Below are 20,027 nucleotides of genomic sequence, written 5' to 3'. Positions count from 1 at the left end.
GCTCTTTACAGTTGTTTTATTCGGAAAAGTTATTCATTAGAAGTGTTATCAATCGCTTGAATAGCAAGTTCCAACGATGTAATCCTTCTTTCTAAAAGAGTTCTTTGAGGACTACCAGCCTTTGACTTAACATAAGCCTTTTCAATTGATGGAAGCAAACCAGTAAGAACAGTGCGAGCCTCTGCTAAATCGTCCTGGTTGTAAGGATGAGGCTTTTGATTCCAAACACTTTCTAGCATTGCTAAGCCGATGCAAACTGCCTTGAGGCGTTTTTTTACTAACGTAGTATTTGAGCCTTTCTGAGTCATTTGTGACAAGGCACTCTCGAGTTTACGGATTGTTGACTGTAAGGATTTTATGGATTCCTCTTTATGTACATCTGATATGTTTTCCATATTAGTACTATCCTTTCTTCACTTTTAAATGGTGTTGTTTACTACTTGATCAAATCGTTAAGTACAGCATGTTACTTGCAATATTTTAACATAAATAGATTACTTTCTTTGAAGAGGCATCTTAAAGAGCTAGCAGCCTTTTCCATTGAATATTTAGATATAGTACCAGGTGAGAGAAATGATTTATTTATGGCTGTTATAGATAAGGTAGAATGAAAAAGGAAGAGCTAACATAAGCTTTTTTTATATGTTATAAAGTATTAGGATATTCTTTAGAAGTACTCTATATGGCTCAGTTCACGATGATATTCATTAGAAATAAGGTCTTTATAAAACAGTATGCATCTAATTTTCAAGTGGTAGTATTTTTTGCGTAACAGTAATCAGCCATACGAGCCAGAAGGAGAAGCCATGGACATGTACATTGAAATGCACAAACCTGCAACGGAAAAGAACGAATATTTTCTAGTGCTGGATGAACATGATAATTTTGAAAATGATAAAATCTTGAATTTGTTATCAACAATTAATAGATATATAGTTGATGTGGATACAAGCATGGAACGATTTATGGAAACGATGATGTCGAAATTTCATTTATATCTTTTCGTGAATTGTGAAGGGGTTCAAGAAGAATTAACAAAGTTGCAAAATTATATTTGGGAAAAAGAATTAAAAGAGTTAAACTGGAAAAAGTCGACCGTAAAGAGCACAATTTTAATAAATCAGTATGATCCTGCAACTGATATTTTTGATGTGATTTCTCCTGTATGTATGAATGGGAGTCTTATGTTCCTTTTTTCTGAAAAGGAAGTAAGCGAAGAAGAGTTAGAACAAATAATAAAATATATAAAATTTAATCGTACAAGAGTATATTTTAATAAAGAAACAATTGAACTAGCAGGGAAAATGGGGTATATAGTAGGGCATTTTGAAGATGAATATTATGTAGTATCTATACGTTCGGAAAAGCAAGTATTTGTTTGTTATGCGGAAGAACGTGTTATGGAGTAGAATAAAAATGATCAAACATGAAATATAAAATGCACCCGTTAATTTGGGTGCATTTCAGACTGTAGACAAACTATTTTTGGAGAGTTCAGTTGCTAAAAAATAGTTTGTCTCTTGCTTTATAGCAAATTTATCCAACAACATTTATAGGTAGTGCTTTCTATGCTACAATTTACTATAAGAGGGGAAGGAAGGTGTCTTATGAAAATATCCGTTTATGTTGCAAGTGCATTTAGCAAGGATCATAAAGGCGGAAATAAAGCAGGAGTGGTATTTATGGAGAATACATTGACCACTACTCAAAAAATGGCAATAGCCAAACAACTGGGCTATGCAGAAACCGCATTTATATCAGAATCTGAAATTGCTGATTATAAATTTGAGTATTTTACACCAAAAGAAGAAGTTGATCTATGTGGTCATGCCACAATTGGCTCTTTCGCGATACTGATGCATTTAAATAAACTTTTCAGGAATCGCTATACGATTGAAACGAACAGCGGTGTTCTTACTATTACCATAAAAGATGACATCATATTCATGGAACAAAACAAACCGATATTCTATGATGTTGTATCTCCAAACGAGTTCATCGACTGTTTTGACATTAAAGCTATAGACAATAAATACCCAATTCAAATTGTCTCCACGGGCTTAAAAGATATTTTAATTCCTATAAAAAGCGAAACAGGATTACATACACTGCAACCTAATTTTGAAAAAATTAAAGAAATCAGCAAGTATTATAATGTTGTCGGGATGCATCTATATACTTTTAATGACGATCGAATTATATGCAGAAATTTTGCTCCACTATACGACATCAATGAAGAAGCAGCGACTGGAACTTCAAACGGTGCATTAGCTTGCTATCTTTATGAACAGCACTACTTGCAAAAAGAAGTCTATGTATTTGAACAAGGTTATTCTTTACACTCGCCTTCCGAAATATTAGTTAAATTAGCAACCAATAGCAAGAATAAAATAGAAAAAGTTTATGTTGGCGGCAAAGGCTATTACTGTGAAACTAAGTGTTTAAATGTAGAAAATATTGAGTGAAAATAAAAAAACACCGAATAAAAAGGTTGAGAAAAATNNATTTTTCTCAACCTTTTTATATATTCCTCCTCATCAACTCCCCCACTTGCGTCGCAACATACTCAACATCACTATCAATTTCATCCAACACATACGATTCCAAAATGCTGCGATGACGGAGCGCCGCATTAAAGCAGTTGGTTCAGTCGTTGGTGCAAATATTGGCCGTTTAAATCGTGAAGCTAATCCAATTGGCAAACAACGTACTGCTGAAGCACGTGGAGCAGAGGCGATGATTACAAATTGGATTCCTAAAAATCAGGAGGAATTAGAGGCAGCAGGTATGACGGATATAGATATTGTAGAAGCGGTTGAGTATTATACAACGCCGCGAGGTCAAAGTGTGAACTCGCCAAATAAGTTAAACTTTACGAGTATGGGATTGGGATCGGTAATCGGTTTTGATGCGTTCCATTTAGCAGATACATTATTAACGCAGCCGTTGCAAATTATTGTCGGCAGTAAGCAAGGTGTATTCGGTTCTTATAAAGATGGTCATGAACTTTATAAGAAAGCCGCTTCAGAGAAAAAAGACTTACTTGTTGTGGAAGGTGCGAGTCACTACGATTTATATGACCAACCAGAACCAGTAAAAATTGCAGTTGAAAAATTAACAAGTTTCTATAACGAAAATCTGTAAAAGTAATTTTGTTTTGAATTGCACTTCTAATTGTTAGGTTTGCATCTAGCAGTTAGAGGTTTTTATTGTGAAGATTGAGGTGCTTAATATTTACGTTAAACGTGCATAACAAGTTATAATAGAAGAAATTATTAAGGAGGCTGGCAGTGAAGAATCTTCGTTATCTCAATATATTTACCATACTAATTATATACACACTACTCATGTTTTACATTGGCTGGAACGGCTGGGTTTGGCTTAGTACCGTATTTGGCTGGGAGTCTTGGGGATATTACGCTTTTGTAGTTGGTTTTATTTCATATGCGTACATTCTCGTGCAAGTATTTAAGTTCCTTCCATTTCTACGAACGATTGGTTCCGTTTGGTTTGCGGTAATACAATATGCGCTTATGCTGTTGCCGCTTGCAGATATTACGGTCTTCCTTTTACAGTTTTCAGTGGAGAAAGAAACCGCAATTATTTGGACAGGGGCGGCCGTATTACTTGCATTTATCTTTATTTTTGCGTATGGCGTATTTAATGCGTATAGCCCGGTAGTAAGAACATACGAAGTGCACATACCGAAAAAAGTAGAAGGGCGTAAAAGTTTACGCATCGCGATGGCTTCAGATATGCATTTCGGTAAACTGTCTGGTGTTTCGCATTTGAAAAGACTTGTTCGTCATGTGAATGAAATGGAGCCTGATATTATTTTGTTACCAGGTGATATTATTGATGACCACCCAGGAGTGTTCATTCAAAAAAACATGGGGCCAATTATGAAACAAATGAAAGCTCCATTAGGCGTATATGGTGTGTTAGGAAACCACGAATATTATGGCAGAGCTGTTCCAGAATTTTTACAAGAGATGGATAAGATTGATATTCGTATTCTTTTAGATGAAGTAATCACAATTGAAGATCATTTTTATCTCGTTGGAAGAAGAGATAAAACAGAGCGAGATCGCCAAAGCTTTGAGAAACTTATGAGTACAGTAGATAAATCGATGCCAGTTATCGCAATGGATCACCAGCCGTTTGAATTGAAACAAGCAGCGGATACTGGTGTAGATTTATTATTATCCGGTCACACGCACCGTGGCCAAATGGCGCCGAATCATATTGTGACGAGAAGAATGTATGAATTAGACTGGGGATATGTACAAAAAGGTGCATTCCACGCCATTGTTTCTTCTGGTTTCGGATTTTGGGGACCGCCGCTTAGACTTGGGAGTAGGTCAGAGATCTTGCAGGTGGAGGTTACGTTTGAATAGGGTTATGGAATAGAGAGCTGATGGCTCTCTATTTTTTCGATAACAATACATATTTCGGTTGGTGTTAACTGTATAAAAGAGGTACGATTAGAAGACTCTGCTTTAAATAAAGGGGGAATTGAAGTGGTTATATCAGATGTACTATACGGGGAATTTGAAGTGGACCAAGTGTTAGAAGAATTAATGTTAAGTAAGCCAGTGCAAAGATTGAAAGGCATTCATCAAAACGGAGCGAGTTACTTAATGAACGAGAACTGGAATGTAACGCGCTTTGATCATTCAGTTGGTGTTATGTTGTTAATTAAAAAACTTGGTGGTTCAGTGGAAGAACAAATTGCAGGTTTACTGCATGACGTATCGCATACTGCTTTTTCTCATGTAATTGATTATGTTTTTGATAACGAAAATGAAAGTTATCATGAAGAAATATTTAGCTCTGTTGTGAAAAGCTCAGAAATTCCAGCGATTCTTGCGAAGTATGGTTATAACTATGAAGATATTTTGTTAGATGATTCGCAGTGGACGTTACTGGAAAGGTCCGCACCAGAATTATGTGCAGACCGAGTGGATTATACGTTACGAGATATGTATACATACGGATATATTTCTTTCGAAGAGGTGCAAAGCTTTTTAGCGGATGTCATCGAAGCAGATGGGAAAATGGTTCTGCAAACGATCGAAGTGGCAGAATGGTTTACAGAAACGTATTACAAAGAGGTAATCGATTTCTTTATGAAGCCAATGAATATTTACGGAAATGATATGTTAGCCAAAACGTTAAAGTTGGCTCTTCATAAAAAGGTTATTCATGCAGATGATTTTCTTCTTGAAGACGAGGAATTAATTTCGAAATTACAGTTATGTAACGATCCAGAAGTGGAAGCTTTATTAGGAAAAGTTCATCCAAATGTAGAAGTAAAAGAAGATAGAAACGATTATGATTTGTATCAGAAAAATAAAGTACGCCTTATTGATCCGCCGTTACTTCGCGCCGGGGCAGTTGTTCCATCATCTGTTGTGTCAGAAAGAATAAAGCAGATGAGTGAAATTGCTTATGAAAAAGCGGTGAGAGGGACGTATGTGAAAGTGATTTCGGATTAAAAAAGAAGTAGCGCATCGTTTCTAATGCGCTACTTCTTTTTATTAATAATCAAACCAATTCCAAACCTCAATATCCCCAAGAGTCGCATAACGTACGTGCGGGGAGTTTTGTAGTTTTAATAATTCTTTTGACGGCCCAGTAATGACAATGCCGTATACTTTTACGCCATTATCTTTTACATAATCATAACGCTTATCTAAGTTTAGCTCTTTTTCATGAGTCCGAGTAGTTTTACTTACAGTTTCTTTATGTTCAGAAAGAATGCGCATCATTTCGATTACTTCATCTTCTTTTGTCTTTGGTCGTTTTACTTCATTATCAGGGAGATTTATATGCTCTCGAAATCCGATAACCTCTCCGCCATGTAGGAGGAAATCTTCTTCATTTATTCTTTCTTGTCCTGTGTCTAAAGCGTACCATACAGGGGTTGGCGGCATTTCTTGTGCTTCAAATACGCTATATAGAATTGATTCTATTTCTTGTAAAGTGTAAGCTTTATCGAAAGATATCGCTACTTCTGCAACAGTTCCATCGTCTACCTTCCCAAGAGTACCCCATACCTTTTTTGATACTTCCTTTAAATGGTCCTCTTGCTTTATTTTCGGATGAACAAAGGAAAGTTTTTTTGAATAGGGTTTATTTTCCCAGGATGGATTTGAGACAGTTACAGATGATAAGAAACTACGCGTTGTTACTGTACCGATTGGAATTTCTTTTTTGCCGACCGTTTTATATAAATCTATTTCATTTTCTGTACGGAAAAAAGGTTTAATCTTTGTGCTGCCTCCAGTGGAACGACTATTTGGCATTGTTGCTTCTAGTGCGAGTGATGGAATCTCATCTACTTCGACTAACTTTTTCATATTATAGAAGTAAAAAGAAGATGAAAAATGACCGACAAAATAGATTGCGATACAAACAGCAAGAACAAAACTAACGGTTTGCCAACGCTGTTTCCATTTTATTTTCCAAAACGGGACATTAAGATTTTGTGGTGGTAGTTTTTTCTTGATCGGCTCACTCTTCGTAAGCAATTCATCCAAATACACTTCACATTCCTCACAAGTTTCTATATGACTTTCTAATTCTTCTTGTTCATCACGTGTGAGTGTTCCTTTTTCGTATTTTTCCCATAGTTTATTAAATGCTGCACAACCCATCTATATCACTCCTCTACGTTTCTCGCTTCTTTCCGTCCGCGGTGTAATTCAATTTTCACTTTTGCTAATGAGAGACCGGTCATTTCTGCTATTTCCTTATAGGAGAATCCGTAGTAATCTCGTAGTAGTAATACATTTCGTCTTTGGAGCGGAAGAGAAGATAAACTCTCTAACCAACTAGCAATCTCATGTTTTACGAAATATTCATGTTCTGTACTGGGCACGTTTGGTAAATGGAATTCTTCCACTGTAGTTGTTTTATATTTCTTTTCTTTACGATACCAATCAATAAAGGCGTTGTAGGCAATCGTAAATAACCACGGCCTAATTTCTTCGCCTTTGTAATAATCAATATGGACGAGCATGCGATAAAAGGTTTCCTGCATGAGATCTTCCGCACAGTGAGAATCTCCGGTTAGGGAGAGAAGATAGCGAAATAAATCATGGATATGATCTGAATAAATGTCTTCTAATGATTGTTTGCGTTTCACTAATTTCCCTCCCTTCATACATAACAACGAAATACATATAAAAAAGTTACAATTTTTTATGAAATTATAGTAAAAAACGTCAAGAATTGGTTTGCGTTCTCTTTTATCATAATATATATAAGGCGGGTGAACAGAGATGGAAAGCTATGAAACACAAATTCAAAGGTCAATTGATTATATTGAGGAAGATGTAATGGAAAAACAAACGCTGCGTAATTTAGCGCGAATTGCAGGTTTTTCTGAGTCGCATTTTCATCGTGTATTTCAGGCGTTAGTAGGTGATACAGTAATGGAGTATGTTCGAAAGAGGAGGTTAGCCCGGGCAGCTTATCAACTTTCTCATACGGATGAAAAAGTTATTGATATCGCGTTTGAGCATGGCTTTCAATCTCACGAAACGTTCACGAGAGCCTTTAAAAAATTATTTCAAATGACACCAAGTGAATATCGAAAACAAGAAATAGAAACACCGATGTATTACAGCGTGAATGTAAAGCAAAGAAAATTAAATCCGTATTTAGGAGGCATACAAATGGAATATCGTATTGTAAATAAACCAGAATTTTTAGTGGCGGGTTATGAACTGAAGACGACAAGTAAAGAAGGGAAAAACCATCAAGACATTCCAGTATTTTGGCAAGAATATTTACAAAAAGATCTTGGAACAACGATTCCGAATCGTAAAGATACGAGTCAATGGGTAGAGCTTGGATTATGTACAGATTTTAATTTAGAAACAGGGGACTTCACTTATATTATTGGAATGGAAGTTACAGACTTTGAAAATGTACCGAATGAGGTTGCAAAGCGTACTTTCCCGGCAGCGACATACGCTGTATTTACAACGCCGAAAGTTCCTCATGAAGAAATGGTATCGTCTATTCATCAAACGTGGAATGCAGTATTCTCAGAATGGTTCCCGCATTCAGGGTATGAACATTGCGGCGTTACAGAGTTCGAATTATACGATGAGCGTTGTCACGAAGATAAGAGTGAGTTTGCTCAAGTAGAGCTTTGGATACCGGTGAAGAAGAAATAATAGAAAAAGAGACCGTCCTACAAGATTTTAGGGCGGTCTTTCTTATTAATAGTGTGCCAGCGTCGTATTTTATAGTTAGGTCGATATACTGCGAGTTGCGGTTAATATAATTTCATGTACCATCGCAATTTCCCCACATAAAAAAATCACTCCAAAATGAATTGCATTCGTACATTTTGGAGTGATTTGACGTTTACAACGGAAACACAAGAATAATCGTCGTTCCTTTTCCAAGTTCACTATCAACAGAGATTTTCCCGTTATGAGCATGAACGAGCTGCTTTGTAATGGCGAGACCGAGTCCAGTACCGATGTTGCTTTCTTCTGTATTTGTTCCTCGGTAATATCGTTCAAATAAAAGGCCTTTCGTTTTTTCATCCATTCCTTTGCCATCATCTGAAATAGAGAGTGTAAAGGAATTAGCGTTTTGTGAAAGTTTTACGATTACATTTGTCGTTTCATTATTATGTTTTACAGCGTTTGCGAGTAAGTTTTCGATAATGCGCTGGAACCATTTTTCTTCAATAAAATATTGGATTTTGTTTGAACTTGGTACAAATTCAATGTTTTGATTTTGTAGCGTCGGGTTATTAATAAATTGTAATAATACTTTTTGGACGAACTGATTAATTTCAACATTTACGTGTTGCGCAGGAAGAGTATCATTTTTTAATTGATACGTTAAGCTTAAGTCATCAATTAATGTAGTCATATATATAGATTTTTCTTTCATCACATAGCCAAATTGTTGAATATCTTGATCAGTCCAATTATATTGTTTCGATTCTAGTAGTAATGCATAGCCGTATATAGAGCTAAGCGGTGTTTTTAAATCATGGGTCAGGCCGGTAATCCACTCTTCACGTGTTTGTTGCAGTACTTTTCTCATTGCATCGTTCTTTTTCAAAGTAATAGAAAGGTGCTCTAGTGAGTTTGTAACATCTTTAAATATGCGGAACGACCATTTTTCTTTACCGGATTGCCGGAACCGAACAGGTTTGCCTTTTTTACTAACAGGTTCTTCATATGTTCCTCCAGCTATGTTTTTAAGCCAGCGCATCGTGTGTAATAAAGGCTTTCCAAACTTATTTCCATACCAAATTGAAAGAATCACTAAATAAACAAACACAATAAGGAGGATTAAACTGCATCCGATTAGAAGTTTCTGAGTAAATATATCATCTAATTCATCATCTGGATAATAATGAGCGTTTGGAGCGGATACAACGACGAGATGACCGCTATTTGAATCGTAAAAACTAGATATATTTTCTTTGTAATTCCACGGTTCTTTTTCATTAAGAGCCGTTTGTATAGCCGAAAATGTTTTTTTCTTCTCAGTTGGATAGGAAAAAACTTCTTCGCCACTGTTATTAAACATTTGCAGTGTTGCTTTTTCTTTAGAAAGTAATTGTTTTTCTTGTTCAGTTAAAGCAAATTCATTTAATGATAAAGAAGGATGTTCTTGTTGTATCGTTTTTAGTAATGCATTACTTTTTAGTTTGGCACCGTAAATAACGAGAGCCGGTTTCTTTTCTAATTCAATTTCCCAATAGTTAAATTTATAAAGATTGTTGCTACCATTTTGTAAATATGTAAGCAAGGATGTCTTTGTGTAAGAGGTCGGAACATCGCTAGGTGTATTAAAGCTGTAAAGAACCTTTCCATCTTCATCTACAATTTGAAGCCAATCACTCTTTTTTGTTATTAAATCTTTTACCTCAGATTTTAAAGTAATGTTATTGTCTTCAGAAGAAATATATTGGGAGATTGTAAAGGTATCATAATCAGAAATATTAGGTTCATATAGAGTACTATTAAGAAGAAAAATTAAATAAGAAAAAGAAGCAACTACTGCGATAAGTAACGTAACTAAGACAAAAACGTGTTGTAGGATAAACTGGATTATAAGTCTCTTATTAAAATTCATATTTTCAACCTACTTTGTAACGAACTTATAGCCAAGTCCACGAACTGTTTTTATGTATTCTGGCTTACTTGGGTCTTGTTCGATTTTTTCACGTAGTTTTCGAATGTGAACCATAACGGTATTGTCATCTCCATTATAGGCAGGCGCTCCCCAAACTTTTTCATATATTTCTTCTTTCGAAAATACGTAATTCGGATTCTCGCAAAAGAAGAGTAGTAGTTGAAAGAGTTGGGCGGAACATTCGACAACGTGTCCATTTACTGTAAGTTCTGCGGAATGTTGATCAATTTCAAATCTTTCAAATGAAATGGAGTGTGCTTTAGATTCGTGTGATACTCCTTGCTTTATATGTCTTCGAAGTTGCGCTTTCATACGAGCTACTACTTCTAGTGGATTGAATGGCTTCGTAATATAATCATCTGCGCCGTATGAAAAACCAGATATTTTATCTAAATCAGATGTTTTTGCTGTTAGGAAGAAGATAGGGCAATCTGTTTTTTGGCGAATAATCGGACAAATATCGAAACCAGATTGTCCAGGAAGCATTACATCTAAAATAATTAAATCGTAATCATTTTGATCGATGAGAGATAAAGCTAATTCAGCTGATGTTGCAGTTGTAATATGAGAAAACCCTTCTTTCTCAAGAATGGTAGTGAGTAGTTGTAAAATTGCTGTTTCATCATCAACGAGTAATATATTTGCTTGATACATAGAATCCCTCCTAATTTCCTCGAATATCATATCATTTTTTTTGTAACATATGGAATTTTTAAGGGAAATTTAAGGTTTTCTTTCACAAAAAATTAAGAATCAAATGATATGATAAAAGTAACATAGGGGAGGGGAAGAGTGTGAATCCGTTTCAAATGATGCGAGCTAGATATTTTTTAATTGTATTTGCACTATTAATTGTAGTAGCGAGAAGTAGTGAAAAGTTGCTAGAAAGTACATTTCATATACAAAATTCTTCTTTTATAAATATACTTATATTTTACATCCTTCCAGTCGCATGGATTTTTTATGAGTATAGAAAGCACCGTGTTTCATTTTCAGTATTTGTGAATAAAAGTGAAACCTTTAGCCTGGTGCAAGTTTTATACATTACGATTATATTGTGCATGTTCAGTTACGGGTATCTTATTTTGTACATGTACAGCTTTGCATGGATTACACCAGATTTTATTATGAATGCACTACGTGAACCGATTGTAGATAGTACCGGGGGATATGTATATCAGTTTATTATGGTTGTATTTATCGCACCAATTATTGGTGAATTTGTTTTTCGCGGATTTTTACTGCAGCGCTTTGCTGCAAAATGGGGAACGAGTATAGCGATGATTATAGTATCACTTTTATTTGCAATGTTACACGTCGATTTTCTCGGTGCCGCCTTATTTAGCATCGTATTATCAATTGTATATATTCGTACGAAAAGCCTACTCATGCCAATTGCAATCCATATGTTAAACAATGCATTTGTAATCAGTGCGTCTTTTCTAGTCAGTAGAGAAAACATCATGAGTTTTGCAGATTTCTCAAACTATACGACGTTTTTTCCAGGACTTATGATTTTTATAATAGGATTAAACTTAGTACTCATCTTTTTATTTGTTAATCGCAAATATTGGAGTAAAGAAGTGCCAGTTATATATGCAGAGCAGACAAAGAGCTTTTCAGATGTAGTGGGGGATAAATGAATGAAGAAGACGTTTGAAAGGAATGAATAAAATTATATGAATGAAACAATATCATCACATAAATTTTTTTATTTGATTTTATTTAGCATAGTGTTAATCACAACAGTAAATGTTATTCTTCGCTGGGAGGAAGCTTACTTTTTTATGTATTTAGCGCTCCATTTATTAGGGGTTTTATGTATAAGTGGTGGAATAGTTGCGGAAAAAAAGAGTAAAGAAAGTGTTAACTATATGTGTGTGACCGGTCTTATTTTATTATTAGCTGTACAAGGTATTATGAAATATAGTTCTTTTTCTTTACAAGATTTTAATTTGTTAGTGGATGTACTACCTTAAGGAGGCTCTTTGTTTTATCTAAAAGAGTACTTGTTTTAGTAGGTTTGCAGGTATGTTTCTAACCGAATAGAGTGTATAAAGGTAGGTGAAACTCTTCTTGTGTAGAAGAGTTTTTTTATGTAATTAGCTTGTTCTAATTTAGCATGTACGAACTTACAATAATAATAGACAGGCAGCATAGAGGAGGGAATAGCGTGAGGAAAGTTATTGGATGGTCGCTTTTTTTGTACGTTGGATTTGCGTTACTTATATATTGGTATTTATTTGGATGGAATCATGAACTCATTCCGGACATGTATAAAGGAACGAGTGCAGATCCAGCGACTTTTATGAATGCGAGGGAGCTTGTGCTAAGCCAAGATTATTCGCGCGTGAAAAATTTACTGTACTTTTTGGCGACGCCTCTTGAATGGATTATTTTATTATTTGTACTCGTGCTTGGTGTTTCAAGAAAGTTTGAGAAATGGTCGAAGGAAACGACGAAAATAAGTGTTTTACAAGTTGCGATTTATTTCTTTTATTTATCATTACTTACAACAGTTCTTGCCTTACCGATGCAATGGATCGGTCGTAAAGTGTCCGTTGATTACGGTATTTCAACGCAAAGTACACAGAGCTGGATAAAAGATCATGTCATTGATTTTTGGGTGAATTATGCGACTATGTTGCTTATTGTTACGGTTTTGTTATGGCTCATCCGTAAATTCCCGAAGAGATGGTGGCTAGCAGGATGGGCACTCTCTGTTCCGTTTACGATTTTCTTAACGTTTGTGCAACCTGTTATTATTGATCCGCTTTACAACGACTTCTCAACGCTGAAAAATAAAGAGTTAGAAACGAAAATTTTAGCGATGGCAGACAAAGCTGATATTCCTGCTAAACACGTATATGAAGTAAATATGTCGGAAAAAACGAATTCGTTAAATGCATATGTAACAGGAGTTGGCCTTAACTCGCGTATTGTAATGTGGGATACAACGCTTAAGCAATTAAAAGATAAAGAGATTTTATTTATAATGGCCCATGAAATGGGACATTACGTTATGAAACATATATATTGGGGCGTTGCGAGTTATATCTTGTTATCGTTTATAGGTATGTATGTAATCAGTCGGATTTTAAATATGTGTATTCGAAAATGGGGAGATACACTGCAAATTTCAAAAATGGCATGTTTCTCAATTTTACCTTTATTTTTCTTAATTTCCTCTGTACTATCTTTTGCATCACAACCAGCAACAAATTACGTTTCACGTATAGAAGAACGAGCGGCAGATCAATATGCTTTAGATATGACGAAGGACGGGAAATCAGGCGTGAAAACTTTTCAATATTTATCAAAAACAAGCTTAAGCCAAGTGAATCCACCTGCGTTAGTGAAATTTTTCTTATACACTCACCCACCAATTTTTGAAAGAATTCATACGTTTGAACAATATGAAAAAGAGAAGAAGCAGTAGTGTACTGCTTCTTTTTATTGTGCGTATTCGAGTTTTGGAAAATTATAGTGTATAATATATAGAATATTCAGTGAAATGTTCAGGAGGTTAATATTTTGTTTCATTCAAAATCAATGCCGGCTATCAAAATGATTCTTTCGATGTCTATTTTCGGATCGATTGGATTCTTTTCTGTCCAAACAGGTTTACCGTCTTTTGAATTAGTATTTGTTCGTTGTATTTGTGCCACAATATTTTTAACCTTATGTTGGTTCGTAACAGGACAATATAAAAGTGAAAAATGGAATAAAAAAGAGATTGTGCAAATATTAGCGTGCGGTGTATTTCTTGTTTTTAACTGGGTATTTCTATTTAAAGCATTTGAAGTTATGTCAATTACAATTGCGATTTCTGTCTATCATCTCGCTCCAATTATCGTATTAATGATTGGGAGTATTGTATTTAAAGAGAGGTTAACAGTATTTGCAGTTATGTCGATCGTCATTTGTTTCATCGGCACAGTTTTAGTAGCTGGAGTAGATGGAAGTGTGTCGCTTGAGAAACTCATGTCATCTGGAATGGTATGGGCACTTCTTGCGGCTGTATTTTATGCTTTTACCACGTTACTAGGAAAAGGAATCAAGCATACGAGTGCATATGCGATGACATTTGTCCAAACGTTTTTAGGCATATTTTTATTGTTACCATTTGTAGATTTCGGCCAGTTTCAAGGTTTAACACAGACGAACTGGATGATGATAACAGCAACAGGACTTATACATACTGGGTTTGTCTATTACTTATTTTTTGACAGTTTAAGAGATTTACCGACGAGACTCATTTCTGTATTAGTATTTTTGGATCCGGGTGTTGCGATACTATTAGATACAGTCTTTACTGGATTTAGACCGACTAGTATGCAAGTCGCAGGGATTGTCCTTATTTTTGTAGGAATGGCACTGACTTTTCGTAAGGGAAGAGAAAAGGAGTTATCGGTGAAGAGGAGTGTTACCTCTGAAATGTAAAGTTGTGTTCGATATAATTTCATTTTTAATTTTGGAAGATACTACAAAAAGGTCATTGTTATACAACAGTGGCCTTTTTTTCGTTTGAAATAAAGCGTGAAATAAGGGCATTTTCAAAAAAACGAAATGAATTTTCAAAAAAAACTTCCTTTTCTGAAGATTTGTTATATAATATAAAACATAAAATTAAATCTGTTATAAAACAGTTTAAAAGGGGATGCTAATATGTCGACGCAAACTTCACGGGTTACACTCGTCGGAGAAATATCACCAGCGTACAACGAAATATTGACACCTGAGGCGCTTAGTTTTCTAAAGGAATTGCATGAGAATTTTAATGAGCGCCGCATAGAACTTTTACAAAAACGTGTAGAGAAGCAAAAGAAAATTGATGCAGGCGATTTTCCGAAGTTTTTGGATGAAACAAAACACATACGTGAAGGTGATTGGACAATCGCCAAGCTTCCGAAAGATTTAGAGGATCGTCGTGTAGAGATTACTGGACCCGTAGATAGAAAGATGGTCATTAATGCTTTAAATTCAGGAGCGCATCTTTTTATGGCGGATTTTGAAGATTCTAATTCACCAACTTGGGAAAATGCGATTGAAGGCCAACTGAACTTACGAGATGCAGTGAAGGGAACGATTTCATATAAAAATGATAACGGAAAAGAATATAGATTAAATGATAAAACAGCAGTACTCATTGTGCGTCCAAGAGGATGGCATTTAGAAGAAAAACATATGCAAGTTGACGGAAAGAATATGTCCGGCAGCTTAGTGGATTTTGGTTTGTATTTTTTCCATAATGCGAAGGCGCTTTTAGAAAAAGGAAGTGGTCCATACTTTTACTTACCGAAAATGGAAAGTCATTTAGAAGCGAGATTATGGAATGATGTATTCGTATTTGCTCAAACATACATCGGTATTCCAAACGGAACAATTAAAGCAACTGTGCTACTGGAAACGATTCATGCTTCGTTTGAAATGGATGAAATTTTGTATGAGCTAAAAGATCATTCTGCTGGTTTAAACTGCGGAAGATGGGATTATATTTTTAGCTTCTTAAAGAGTTTTCGTAGCCATAATGAATTTCTACTTCCAGATAGAGCGCAAGTCACGATGACGGCGCCGTTTATGCGCGCGTATTCTTTGAAAGTCATTCAAACGTGTCATCGTCGTAATGCACCAGCAATTGGGGGGATGGCAGCACAAATTCCGATTAAAAATAATCCAGAAGCAAATGAAGCTGCTTTTGAAAAAGTGCGTGCTGATAAGGAGCGCGAGGCTTTAGACGGTCATGATGGGACTTGGGTTGCCCACCCGGGCCTTGTACCGGTCGCGATGGAAGTATTTAATCACATTATGAAAACACCGAATCAAATTTTTAGAAAACGTGAAGAAGTACGTGTAAAAGAAAAAGATTTATTAGAAGTGCCAGTGGGAACGATTACAGAAGAGGGACTTCGCCTGAATATTAGCGTAGGTATTCAATATATTGCATCTTGGCTAAGCGGACGGGGAGCAGCGCCAATTTATAACTTAATGGAAGATGCGGCAACAGCGGAAATCTCAAGAGCACAAGTATGGCAATGGATTCGTCATGAAGGTGGAAAGTTAAAGGATGGCCGCAATATTACATTTGAATTAATGGAAGAATGGAAAGAAGAAGAATTAGCGAAAATAGAAAGCGAGATTGGTAAGGAAGCCTTTAAGAAAGGGAGATTCCAAGAGGCGACAACATTGTTTACAAATCTCGTTCGGAACGATGAGTTCGTACCGTTTTTAACATTACCGGGTTATGAAATTTTATAAAGTGAAAAGGGGATGGAACATATGAAAAACGAAAGAATTGATACATTACAAGAGAGCTGGGAATTAGATACGCGATGGAAAGGAATAACGCGTCCGTATTCGGCAGAAGATGTAATTCGCCTACGCGGATCAATTGATATTGAACATACATTAGCGCGCCGAGGAGCTGAGAAGCTTTGGAAGTCGCTTCATACGGAAGATTATATTAACGCACTTGGCGCATTAACAGGAAACCAAGCGATGCAACAAGTGAAAGCTGGGTTAAAAGCAATTTATTTAAGCGGTTGGCAAGTAGCGGCAGATGCAAATCTTTCTGGGCATATGTATCCAGACCAAAGCTTATATCCAGCAAACAGCGTACCGGCTGTAGTAAAACGAATTAACCAAACGCTTCAACGTGCTGACCAAATTCAGCATATGGAAGGAAGCAGTGATACAGATTACTTCGTACCGATTGTAGCAGATGCAGAAGCTGGATTTGGCGGACAATTAAACGTATTCGAACTTATGAAAGGTATGATTGAAGCAGGTGCATCAGGTGTGCACTTTGAAGATCAATTATCTTCAGAGAAAAAATGCGGCCATTTAGGCGGAAAAGTATTACTACCGACGCAAACAGCGGTACGTAATTTAATTTCTGCACGCCTTGCTGCGGATGTAATGGGGGTACCGACAATTATCGTCGCAAGAACAGATGCGGATGCAGCAGATTTAATTACGAGCGATATTGATCCTGTTGATAAAGCGTTTATTACAGGAGAAAGAACACCAGAAGGATTTTACCGCACGAAAGCAGGACTTGATCAAGCAATTGCGCGTGGTTTAGCGTATGCACCGTATGCGGACCTCGTTTGGTGTGAAACATCTGAACCGAATTTAGAAGATGCGAAGCGCTTTGCAGATGCAATTCATAAAAAATATCCAGGGAAATTACTCGCTTACAACTGTTCACCTTCATTTAACTGGAAACAAAAATTAGATGAAAAAACGATTGCGACGTTCCAAAAAGAAATCGCATCTTACGGTTATAAGTTCCAATTCGTAACGCTTGCTGGGTTCCACTCATTAAACTACGGTATGTTTGAATTAGCACGCGACTATAAAGAGCGCGGCATGGCAGCGTACTCTGAACTACAACAAGCTGAATTCGCAGCCGAAAAACATGGTTACTCTGCAACGCGTCATCAACGCGAAGTAGGAACAGGTTACTTTGATGAAGTAGCACAAGTTATTACAGGCGGTACTTCATCAACGACAGCTTTAAAAGGATCTACAGAAGAAGAACAGTTTACGAAGTAAAAGAAAGTGGCACCCAGTCAAACTGTTTGACTAGGTGCCCTTTTATTTGGTGAACGGTGCGATAGGAAATGAAATTATATTAGCGATAATATTAAATCCACTCTTTCCCATGCTCACGAATAAACTCCATATCTTTTTCGTAATGATCCAAATGGCCTTCATCTATCATTCTTTGGAAATTCATGTCGCCTTCTTTGGCTTTTCTCTTCATATATGTACATAACCCTTTTAAGCGCAGTAATACCATTTCTAAGTAATCCTCGTCCATGCCTTTACCGTAGGATTGAGCAAACAATCTCACTCTTTCTTTCATACGCCCAGCATGTCGCGACGAGTCATAATGAACTGCCTCACCTGATTCTGTATAATATACTCTACTTAAAGGCACACAAGTATAAAGCGTATAAGCGATATCCCACAGCCTTGGACCAGGAGCAGCAACATCAAAATCAATAATGCCTACTGGCTTTTCATCATTAAAAATAATGTTATATATAGCAAAATCATTGTGGCATAAAACCTCAATGTTATTTGGAGTGTGATCCATCGGCTTCCAATCATCTAATAACGGAAAGTCACTTACAGCATCATGGTACAGACGGAGCATCTTTGCAATTTCTTTTAACACATCATTAGACCACATATATTCTTTTAAAGGGTAATTGCCAGCTTCTCCTTCTATAAATGATAAAATCTCCCTACCTTTTTCATCTATGCCCAAAAACTTTGGTGCATGATGAAACCCTTTGTTTTCTAAGTGTTGTAATAGCTTATGAACCTTTGCGCTACCGGGCTTTAACTCTCGCCGAACAGTATTTTCAGAACGATATACGTTCGAGACGTTTCCACCTGTTAGCTTTTCCTCGTTAGCGTAGTTTGACATGTGAAAATTCCCCCTATAATTAAAAAATCCAATTCCAAATAGTGAATAGACCAACAATGGCAGAAAAGAGAAGGGAAGCAAGGAATAGTAGACAACCAAGAGTAACTAACTTATCTTGCCATGTTTCTTTATACTCATAAACCAATTCTTCTGTTACTTTTTTCTGTACTGGAGATAAAGCCTGATCTTTATCTAACCTCTTTATATTGCTGGAATCCCCTTTGAATTTTAAAGCACGTGCAATATGATAAGGATTATTTCCCATTGATTTTTCAAATAATAAACATGATTCATGCATAATATCTGTTTTATACTCCTCTAGATACCAATAACGACCAGCCATTTCTGGATATTGTAATTTATAATAAATGTCTCCGAGTTGTTTTCGAAGATGCAATTCATTTGGGTATGTAAAGATGAGACCATGCAATCTGTCTCTTGCCTTTCCAAGATTATGCTTTTCAATATCTTCTTCAATTCTCTTTAATGTTTTTTTAGGAATTTTGGTTGTCATGAATGCCTCCTTATTTGGAATAGAGATGATTTTATTTTATAAGAAATACTAAAAATTAGAAATTCTATTTTCGAAAAAGATTGTACATTTTATTTTAATGTGCTATGATGATGTCAGTTGAATAGTTAAATTAAGCAATCCATATGTTATCAAGTGCCGAAAACGAACGAGAAAAAGTATGTGAGAATTAGTTTATGTTTCGAATTTGATAATGTGTGGATTCTTTTTTTATACAGGAAGACTAAAATAATTTGTATTTTCTTAGGAGGAAATAATCATGGCAGTAACAGGACAAGTAAAATGGTTTAACAACGAAAAAGGCTTCGGTTTCATCGAAGTTCCAGGCGAAAACGATGTATTCGTACATTTCTCTGCAATCGAAACTGAAGGTTTCAAATCTTTAGAAGAAGGTCAAAAAGTTAGCTTCGAAATCGAAGAAGGCAACCGTGGACCTCAAGCTAAAAACGTAATCAAACTATAATTTATAGTTGATGATGGAAAAAAGGATGGCTGCTGCCATCCTTTTTTTATTGTTCTTTTTCCGCTTTTTTCTTCTCACGTTTCTTACATTCTGGACATTTCGAATTACGAAAAGGCTTGACGAATAGTAATAGAATGAAGAATAAACCGAATATAATACTAGCTGAGTTTTTTACTTTTACGAGCACAATGTTGCTGTTTTTCAGTTGAATGGTTGGTCGCATCTCTTTTTCTTCCATGAGGAACCTCCATATATTGGATTTTTATTTTAATTATAGCAGAGTTAATTGTTGTAATGGTGTGGAAAGAGAAAGTGATTGTTAATATTTGTAGATAGTATAGATGCTTTTTTTACAACTATAAATATTATTATCTGTATATTAGTATTTTTATATTTGGAAGTTGTTTGATAAA

Annotated in this window: 20 protein-coding genes and 2 pseudogenes; 13 read left to right on the top strand and 9 right to left on the bottom strand. The window is 35.8% G+C overall.

The window, feature by feature from the left end; all coding sequences use genetic code 11:
* Positions 1-29: 29 nt before the first annotated feature.
* Complete coding sequence (locus COI75_RS08335; RefSeq protein WP_098381247.1) at positions 30-395, bottom strand: hypothetical protein; 366 nt, start codon at positions 393-395, stop codon at positions 30-32.
* Positions 396-806: 411 nt separating this feature from the next.
* On the opposite strand from COI75_RS08335, the gene COI75_RS08330 reads away from it, so the two are divergent.
* Together COI75_RS08330 and COI75_RS08325 are read left to right on the top strand one after the other, a co-directional pair.
* A complete protein-coding gene (locus tag COI75_RS08330; RefSeq protein WP_098381248.1) occupies positions 807-1,409 on the top strand; it encodes a hypothetical protein in 603 nt (200 codons plus the stop codon).
* Positions 1,410-1,607: 198 nt separating this feature from the next.
* Positions 1,608-2,465: a PhzF family phenazine biosynthesis protein gene (locus COI75_RS08325; protein WP_098381285.1), complete on the top strand. Its 858-nt coding sequence runs from the start codon at positions 1,608-1,610 to the stop codon at positions 2,463-2,465.
* A 55-nt stretch (positions 2,466-2,520) separates the two neighbouring features.
* Here the strand turns inward: COI75_RS08325 and COI75_RS27105 are convergent.
* Positions 2,521-2,610, bottom strand: a pseudogene (locus tag COI75_RS27105) (TetR/AcrR family transcriptional regulator); the annotation flags it as partial.
* On the opposite strand from COI75_RS27105, the pseudogene COI75_RS26460 reads away from it, so the two are divergent.
* The 3 genes and pseudogenes from COI75_RS26460 to COI75_RS08310 all read left to right on the top strand — a co-directional run.
* A pseudogene (locus tag COI75_RS26460) lies at positions 2,608-3,144 on the top strand (alpha/beta hydrolase); the annotation flags it as partial. The pseudogenes COI75_RS27105 and COI75_RS26460 sit on opposite strands and share 3 nt — an antisense overlap.
* 146 nt (positions 3,145-3,290) lie before the next feature.
* The gene (locus COI75_RS08315; RefSeq protein ID WP_098448295.1) at positions 3,291-4,397 is read left to right on the top strand and encodes a metallophosphoesterase; all 1,107 of its coding nucleotides are present in this window, start codon (positions 3,291-3,293) and stop codon (positions 4,395-4,397) included.
* A gap of 123 nt (positions 4,398-4,520) precedes the next feature.
* Positions 4,521-5,498, top strand: coding sequence for an HD domain-containing protein (locus tag COI75_RS08310; protein ID WP_098448294.1), 978 nt, complete (start codon positions 4,521-4,523; stop codon positions 5,496-5,498).
* A 42-nt stretch (positions 5,499-5,540) separates the two neighbouring features.
* On the opposite strand, the gene COI75_RS08305 is transcribed toward COI75_RS08310, so the two are convergent.
* Positions 5,541-6,659: an anti-sigma factor gene (locus COI75_RS08305; protein WP_098448293.1), complete on the bottom strand. Its 1,119-nt coding sequence runs from the start codon at positions 6,657-6,659 to the stop codon at positions 5,541-5,543.
* Between the two features lie 5 nt (positions 6,660-6,664).
* Positions 6,665-7,168 carry an RNA polymerase sigma factor gene (locus COI75_RS08300; RefSeq protein ID WP_141535088.1) on the bottom strand — a complete coding sequence of 168 codons (504 nt, stop codon included), beginning with the start codon at positions 7,166-7,168 and terminating at the stop codon, positions 6,665-6,667.
* Between the two features lie 118 nt (positions 7,169-7,286).
* On the opposite strand from COI75_RS08300, the gene COI75_RS08295 reads away from it, so the two are divergent.
* On the top strand, positions 7,287-8,189 hold the full coding sequence (locus tag COI75_RS08295; protein ID WP_000446848.1) for an AraC family transcriptional regulator: 903 nt from the start codon (positions 7,287-7,289) through the stop codon (positions 8,187-8,189).
* Positions 8,190-8,382: 193 nt separating this feature from the next.
* Here the strand turns inward: COI75_RS08295 and COI75_RS08290 are convergent, their stop codons facing one another.
* Together COI75_RS08290 and COI75_RS08285 are read right to left on the bottom strand one after the other, a co-directional pair.
* Positions 8,383-10,119, bottom strand: a complete 1,737-nt coding sequence (locus tag COI75_RS08290) for an ATP-binding response regulator (protein WP_098448291.1) — start codon at positions 10,117-10,119, stop codon at positions 8,383-8,385.
* Positions 10,120-10,128: 9 nt separating this feature from the next.
* Entirely contained in the window at positions 10,129-10,833 is a 705-nt protein-coding gene (locus tag COI75_RS08285; protein WP_098448290.1) for a response regulator transcription factor, read from the bottom strand.
* Between the two features lie 140 nt (positions 10,834-10,973).
* Here COI75_RS08285 and COI75_RS08280 point away from each other — a divergent pair, with 140 nt between their 5' ends.
* From COI75_RS08280 to aceA, 6 genes are all read left to right on the top strand, one after another.
* Entirely contained in the window at positions 10,974-11,822 is an 849-nt protein-coding gene (locus tag COI75_RS08280) for a CPBP family intramembrane glutamic endopeptidase (RefSeq protein WP_001067946.1), read from the top strand.
* Between the two features lie 36 nt (positions 11,823-11,858).
* Entirely contained in the window at positions 11,859-12,158 is a 300-nt protein-coding gene (locus COI75_RS08275) for a hypothetical protein (RefSeq protein WP_001006043.1), read from the top strand.
* Positions 12,159-12,352: 194 nt separating this feature from the next.
* Positions 12,353-13,618 carry a M48 family metallopeptidase gene (locus COI75_RS08270; protein ID WP_141535087.1) on the top strand — a complete coding sequence of 422 codons (1,266 nt, stop codon included), beginning with the start codon at positions 12,353-12,355 and terminating at the stop codon, positions 13,616-13,618.
* A 95-nt stretch (positions 13,619-13,713) separates the two neighbouring features.
* Positions 13,714-14,622: a DMT family transporter gene (locus COI75_RS08265; protein ID WP_000469100.1), complete on the top strand. Its 909-nt coding sequence runs from the start codon at positions 13,714-13,716 to the stop codon at positions 14,620-14,622.
* 225 nt (positions 14,623-14,847) lie between these two features.
* On the top strand, positions 14,848-16,437 hold the full coding sequence (gene aceB / locus COI75_RS08260; RefSeq protein WP_000107318.1) for a malate synthase A: 1,590 nt from the start codon (positions 14,848-14,850) through the stop codon (positions 16,435-16,437).
* 21 nt (positions 16,438-16,458) lie between these two features.
* Complete coding sequence (aceA, locus tag COI75_RS08255) at positions 16,459-17,736, top strand: isocitrate lyase (protein ID WP_000787338.1); 1,278 nt, start codon at positions 16,459-16,461, stop codon at positions 17,734-17,736.
* 91 nt (positions 17,737-17,827) lie between these two features.
* Here aceA and COI75_RS08250 read toward each other — a convergent pair whose 3' ends face one another.
* A complete protein-coding gene (locus tag COI75_RS08250) occupies positions 17,828-18,619 on the bottom strand; it encodes a phosphotransferase (RefSeq protein WP_098448288.1) in 792 nt (263 codons plus the stop codon).
* Between the two features lie 19 nt (positions 18,620-18,638).
* Positions 18,639-19,133: a DUF6584 family protein gene (locus COI75_RS08245; protein ID WP_098448287.1), complete on the bottom strand. Its 495-nt coding sequence runs from the start codon at positions 19,131-19,133 to the stop codon at positions 18,639-18,641.
* A 277-nt stretch (positions 19,134-19,410) separates the two neighbouring features.
* Between COI75_RS08245 and cspA the strand changes: the two genes are divergently transcribed.
* A complete protein-coding gene (cspA, locus tag COI75_RS08240) occupies positions 19,411-19,614 on the top strand; it encodes an RNA chaperone/antiterminator CspA (RefSeq protein ID WP_000301522.1) in 204 nt (67 codons plus the stop codon).
* 46 nt (positions 19,615-19,660) lie between these two features.
* On the opposite strand, the gene COI75_RS08235 is transcribed toward cspA, so the two are convergent.
* The gene (locus COI75_RS08235; RefSeq protein ID WP_098448286.1) at positions 19,661-19,852 is read right to left on the bottom strand and encodes a hypothetical protein; all 192 of its coding nucleotides are present in this window, start codon (positions 19,850-19,852) and stop codon (positions 19,661-19,663) included.
* Between the last annotated feature and the right edge of the window lie 175 nt (positions 19,853-20,027).

It is taken from the genome of Bacillus cereus, from assembly GCF_002564555.1.
Lineage (GTDB): Bacteria > Bacillota > Bacilli > Bacillales > Bacillaceae_G > Bacillus_A > Bacillus_A cereus_K.
Note: the sequence above shows the minus strand (reverse complement) of the source record. Positions and strands in the feature narration are given on the sequence as shown.

Bases quoted from the DNA above. Each gene is read 5' to 3' on its own strand.
- COI75_RS08335 (WP_098381247.1), bottom strand. From the start codon at position 395: ATGGAAAACATATCAGATGTACATAAAGAGGAATCCATAAAATCCTTA.
- COI75_RS08330 (WP_098381248.1), top strand. From the start codon at position 807: ATGGACATGTACATTGAAATGCACAAACCTGCAACGGAAAAGAACGAA.
- COI75_RS08325 (WP_098381285.1), top strand. From the start codon at position 1,608: ATGAAAATATCCGTTTATGTTGCAAGTGCATTTAGCAAGGATCATAAA.
- COI75_RS08305 (WP_098448293.1), bottom strand. From the start codon at position 6,659: ATGGGTTGTGCAGCATTTAATAAACTATGGGAAAAATACGAAAAAGGA.
- COI75_RS08300 (WP_141535088.1), bottom strand. From the start codon at position 7,168: ATGAAGGGAGGGAAATTAGTGAAACGCAAACAATCATTAGAAGACATT.
- COI75_RS08295 (WP_000446848.1), top strand. From the start codon at position 7,287: ATGGAAAGCTATGAAACACAAATTCAAAGGTCAATTGATTATATTGAG.
- COI75_RS08290 (WP_098448291.1), bottom strand. From the start codon at position 10,119: ATGAATTTTAATAAGAGACTTATAATCCAGTTTATCCTACAACACGTT.
- COI75_RS08285 (WP_098448290.1), bottom strand. From the start codon at position 10,833: ATGTATCAAGCAAATATATTACTCGTTGATGATGAAACAGCAATTTTA.
- COI75_RS08275 (WP_001006043.1), top strand. From the start codon at position 11,859: ATGAATGAAACAATATCATCACATAAATTTTTTTATTTGATTTTATTT.
- aceB (WP_000107318.1), top strand. From the start codon at position 14,848: ATGTCGACGCAAACTTCACGGGTTACACTCGTCGGAGAAATATCACCA.
- aceA (WP_000787338.1), top strand. From the start codon at position 16,459: ATGAAAAACGAAAGAATTGATACATTACAAGAGAGCTGGGAATTAGAT.
- COI75_RS08250 (WP_098448288.1), bottom strand. From the start codon at position 18,619: ATGTCAAACTACGCTAACGAGGAAAAGCTAACAGGTGGAAACGTCTCG.
- COI75_RS08245 (WP_098448287.1), bottom strand. From the start codon at position 19,133: ATGACAACCAAAATTCCTAAAAAAACATTAAAGAGAATTGAAGAAGAT.
- cspA (WP_000301522.1), top strand. From the start codon at position 19,411: ATGGCAGTAACAGGACAAGTAAAATGGTTTAACAACGAAAAAGGCTTC.
- COI75_RS08235 (WP_098448286.1), bottom strand. From the start codon at position 19,852: ATGGAAGAAAAAGAGATGCGACCAACCATTCAACTGAAAAACAGCAAC.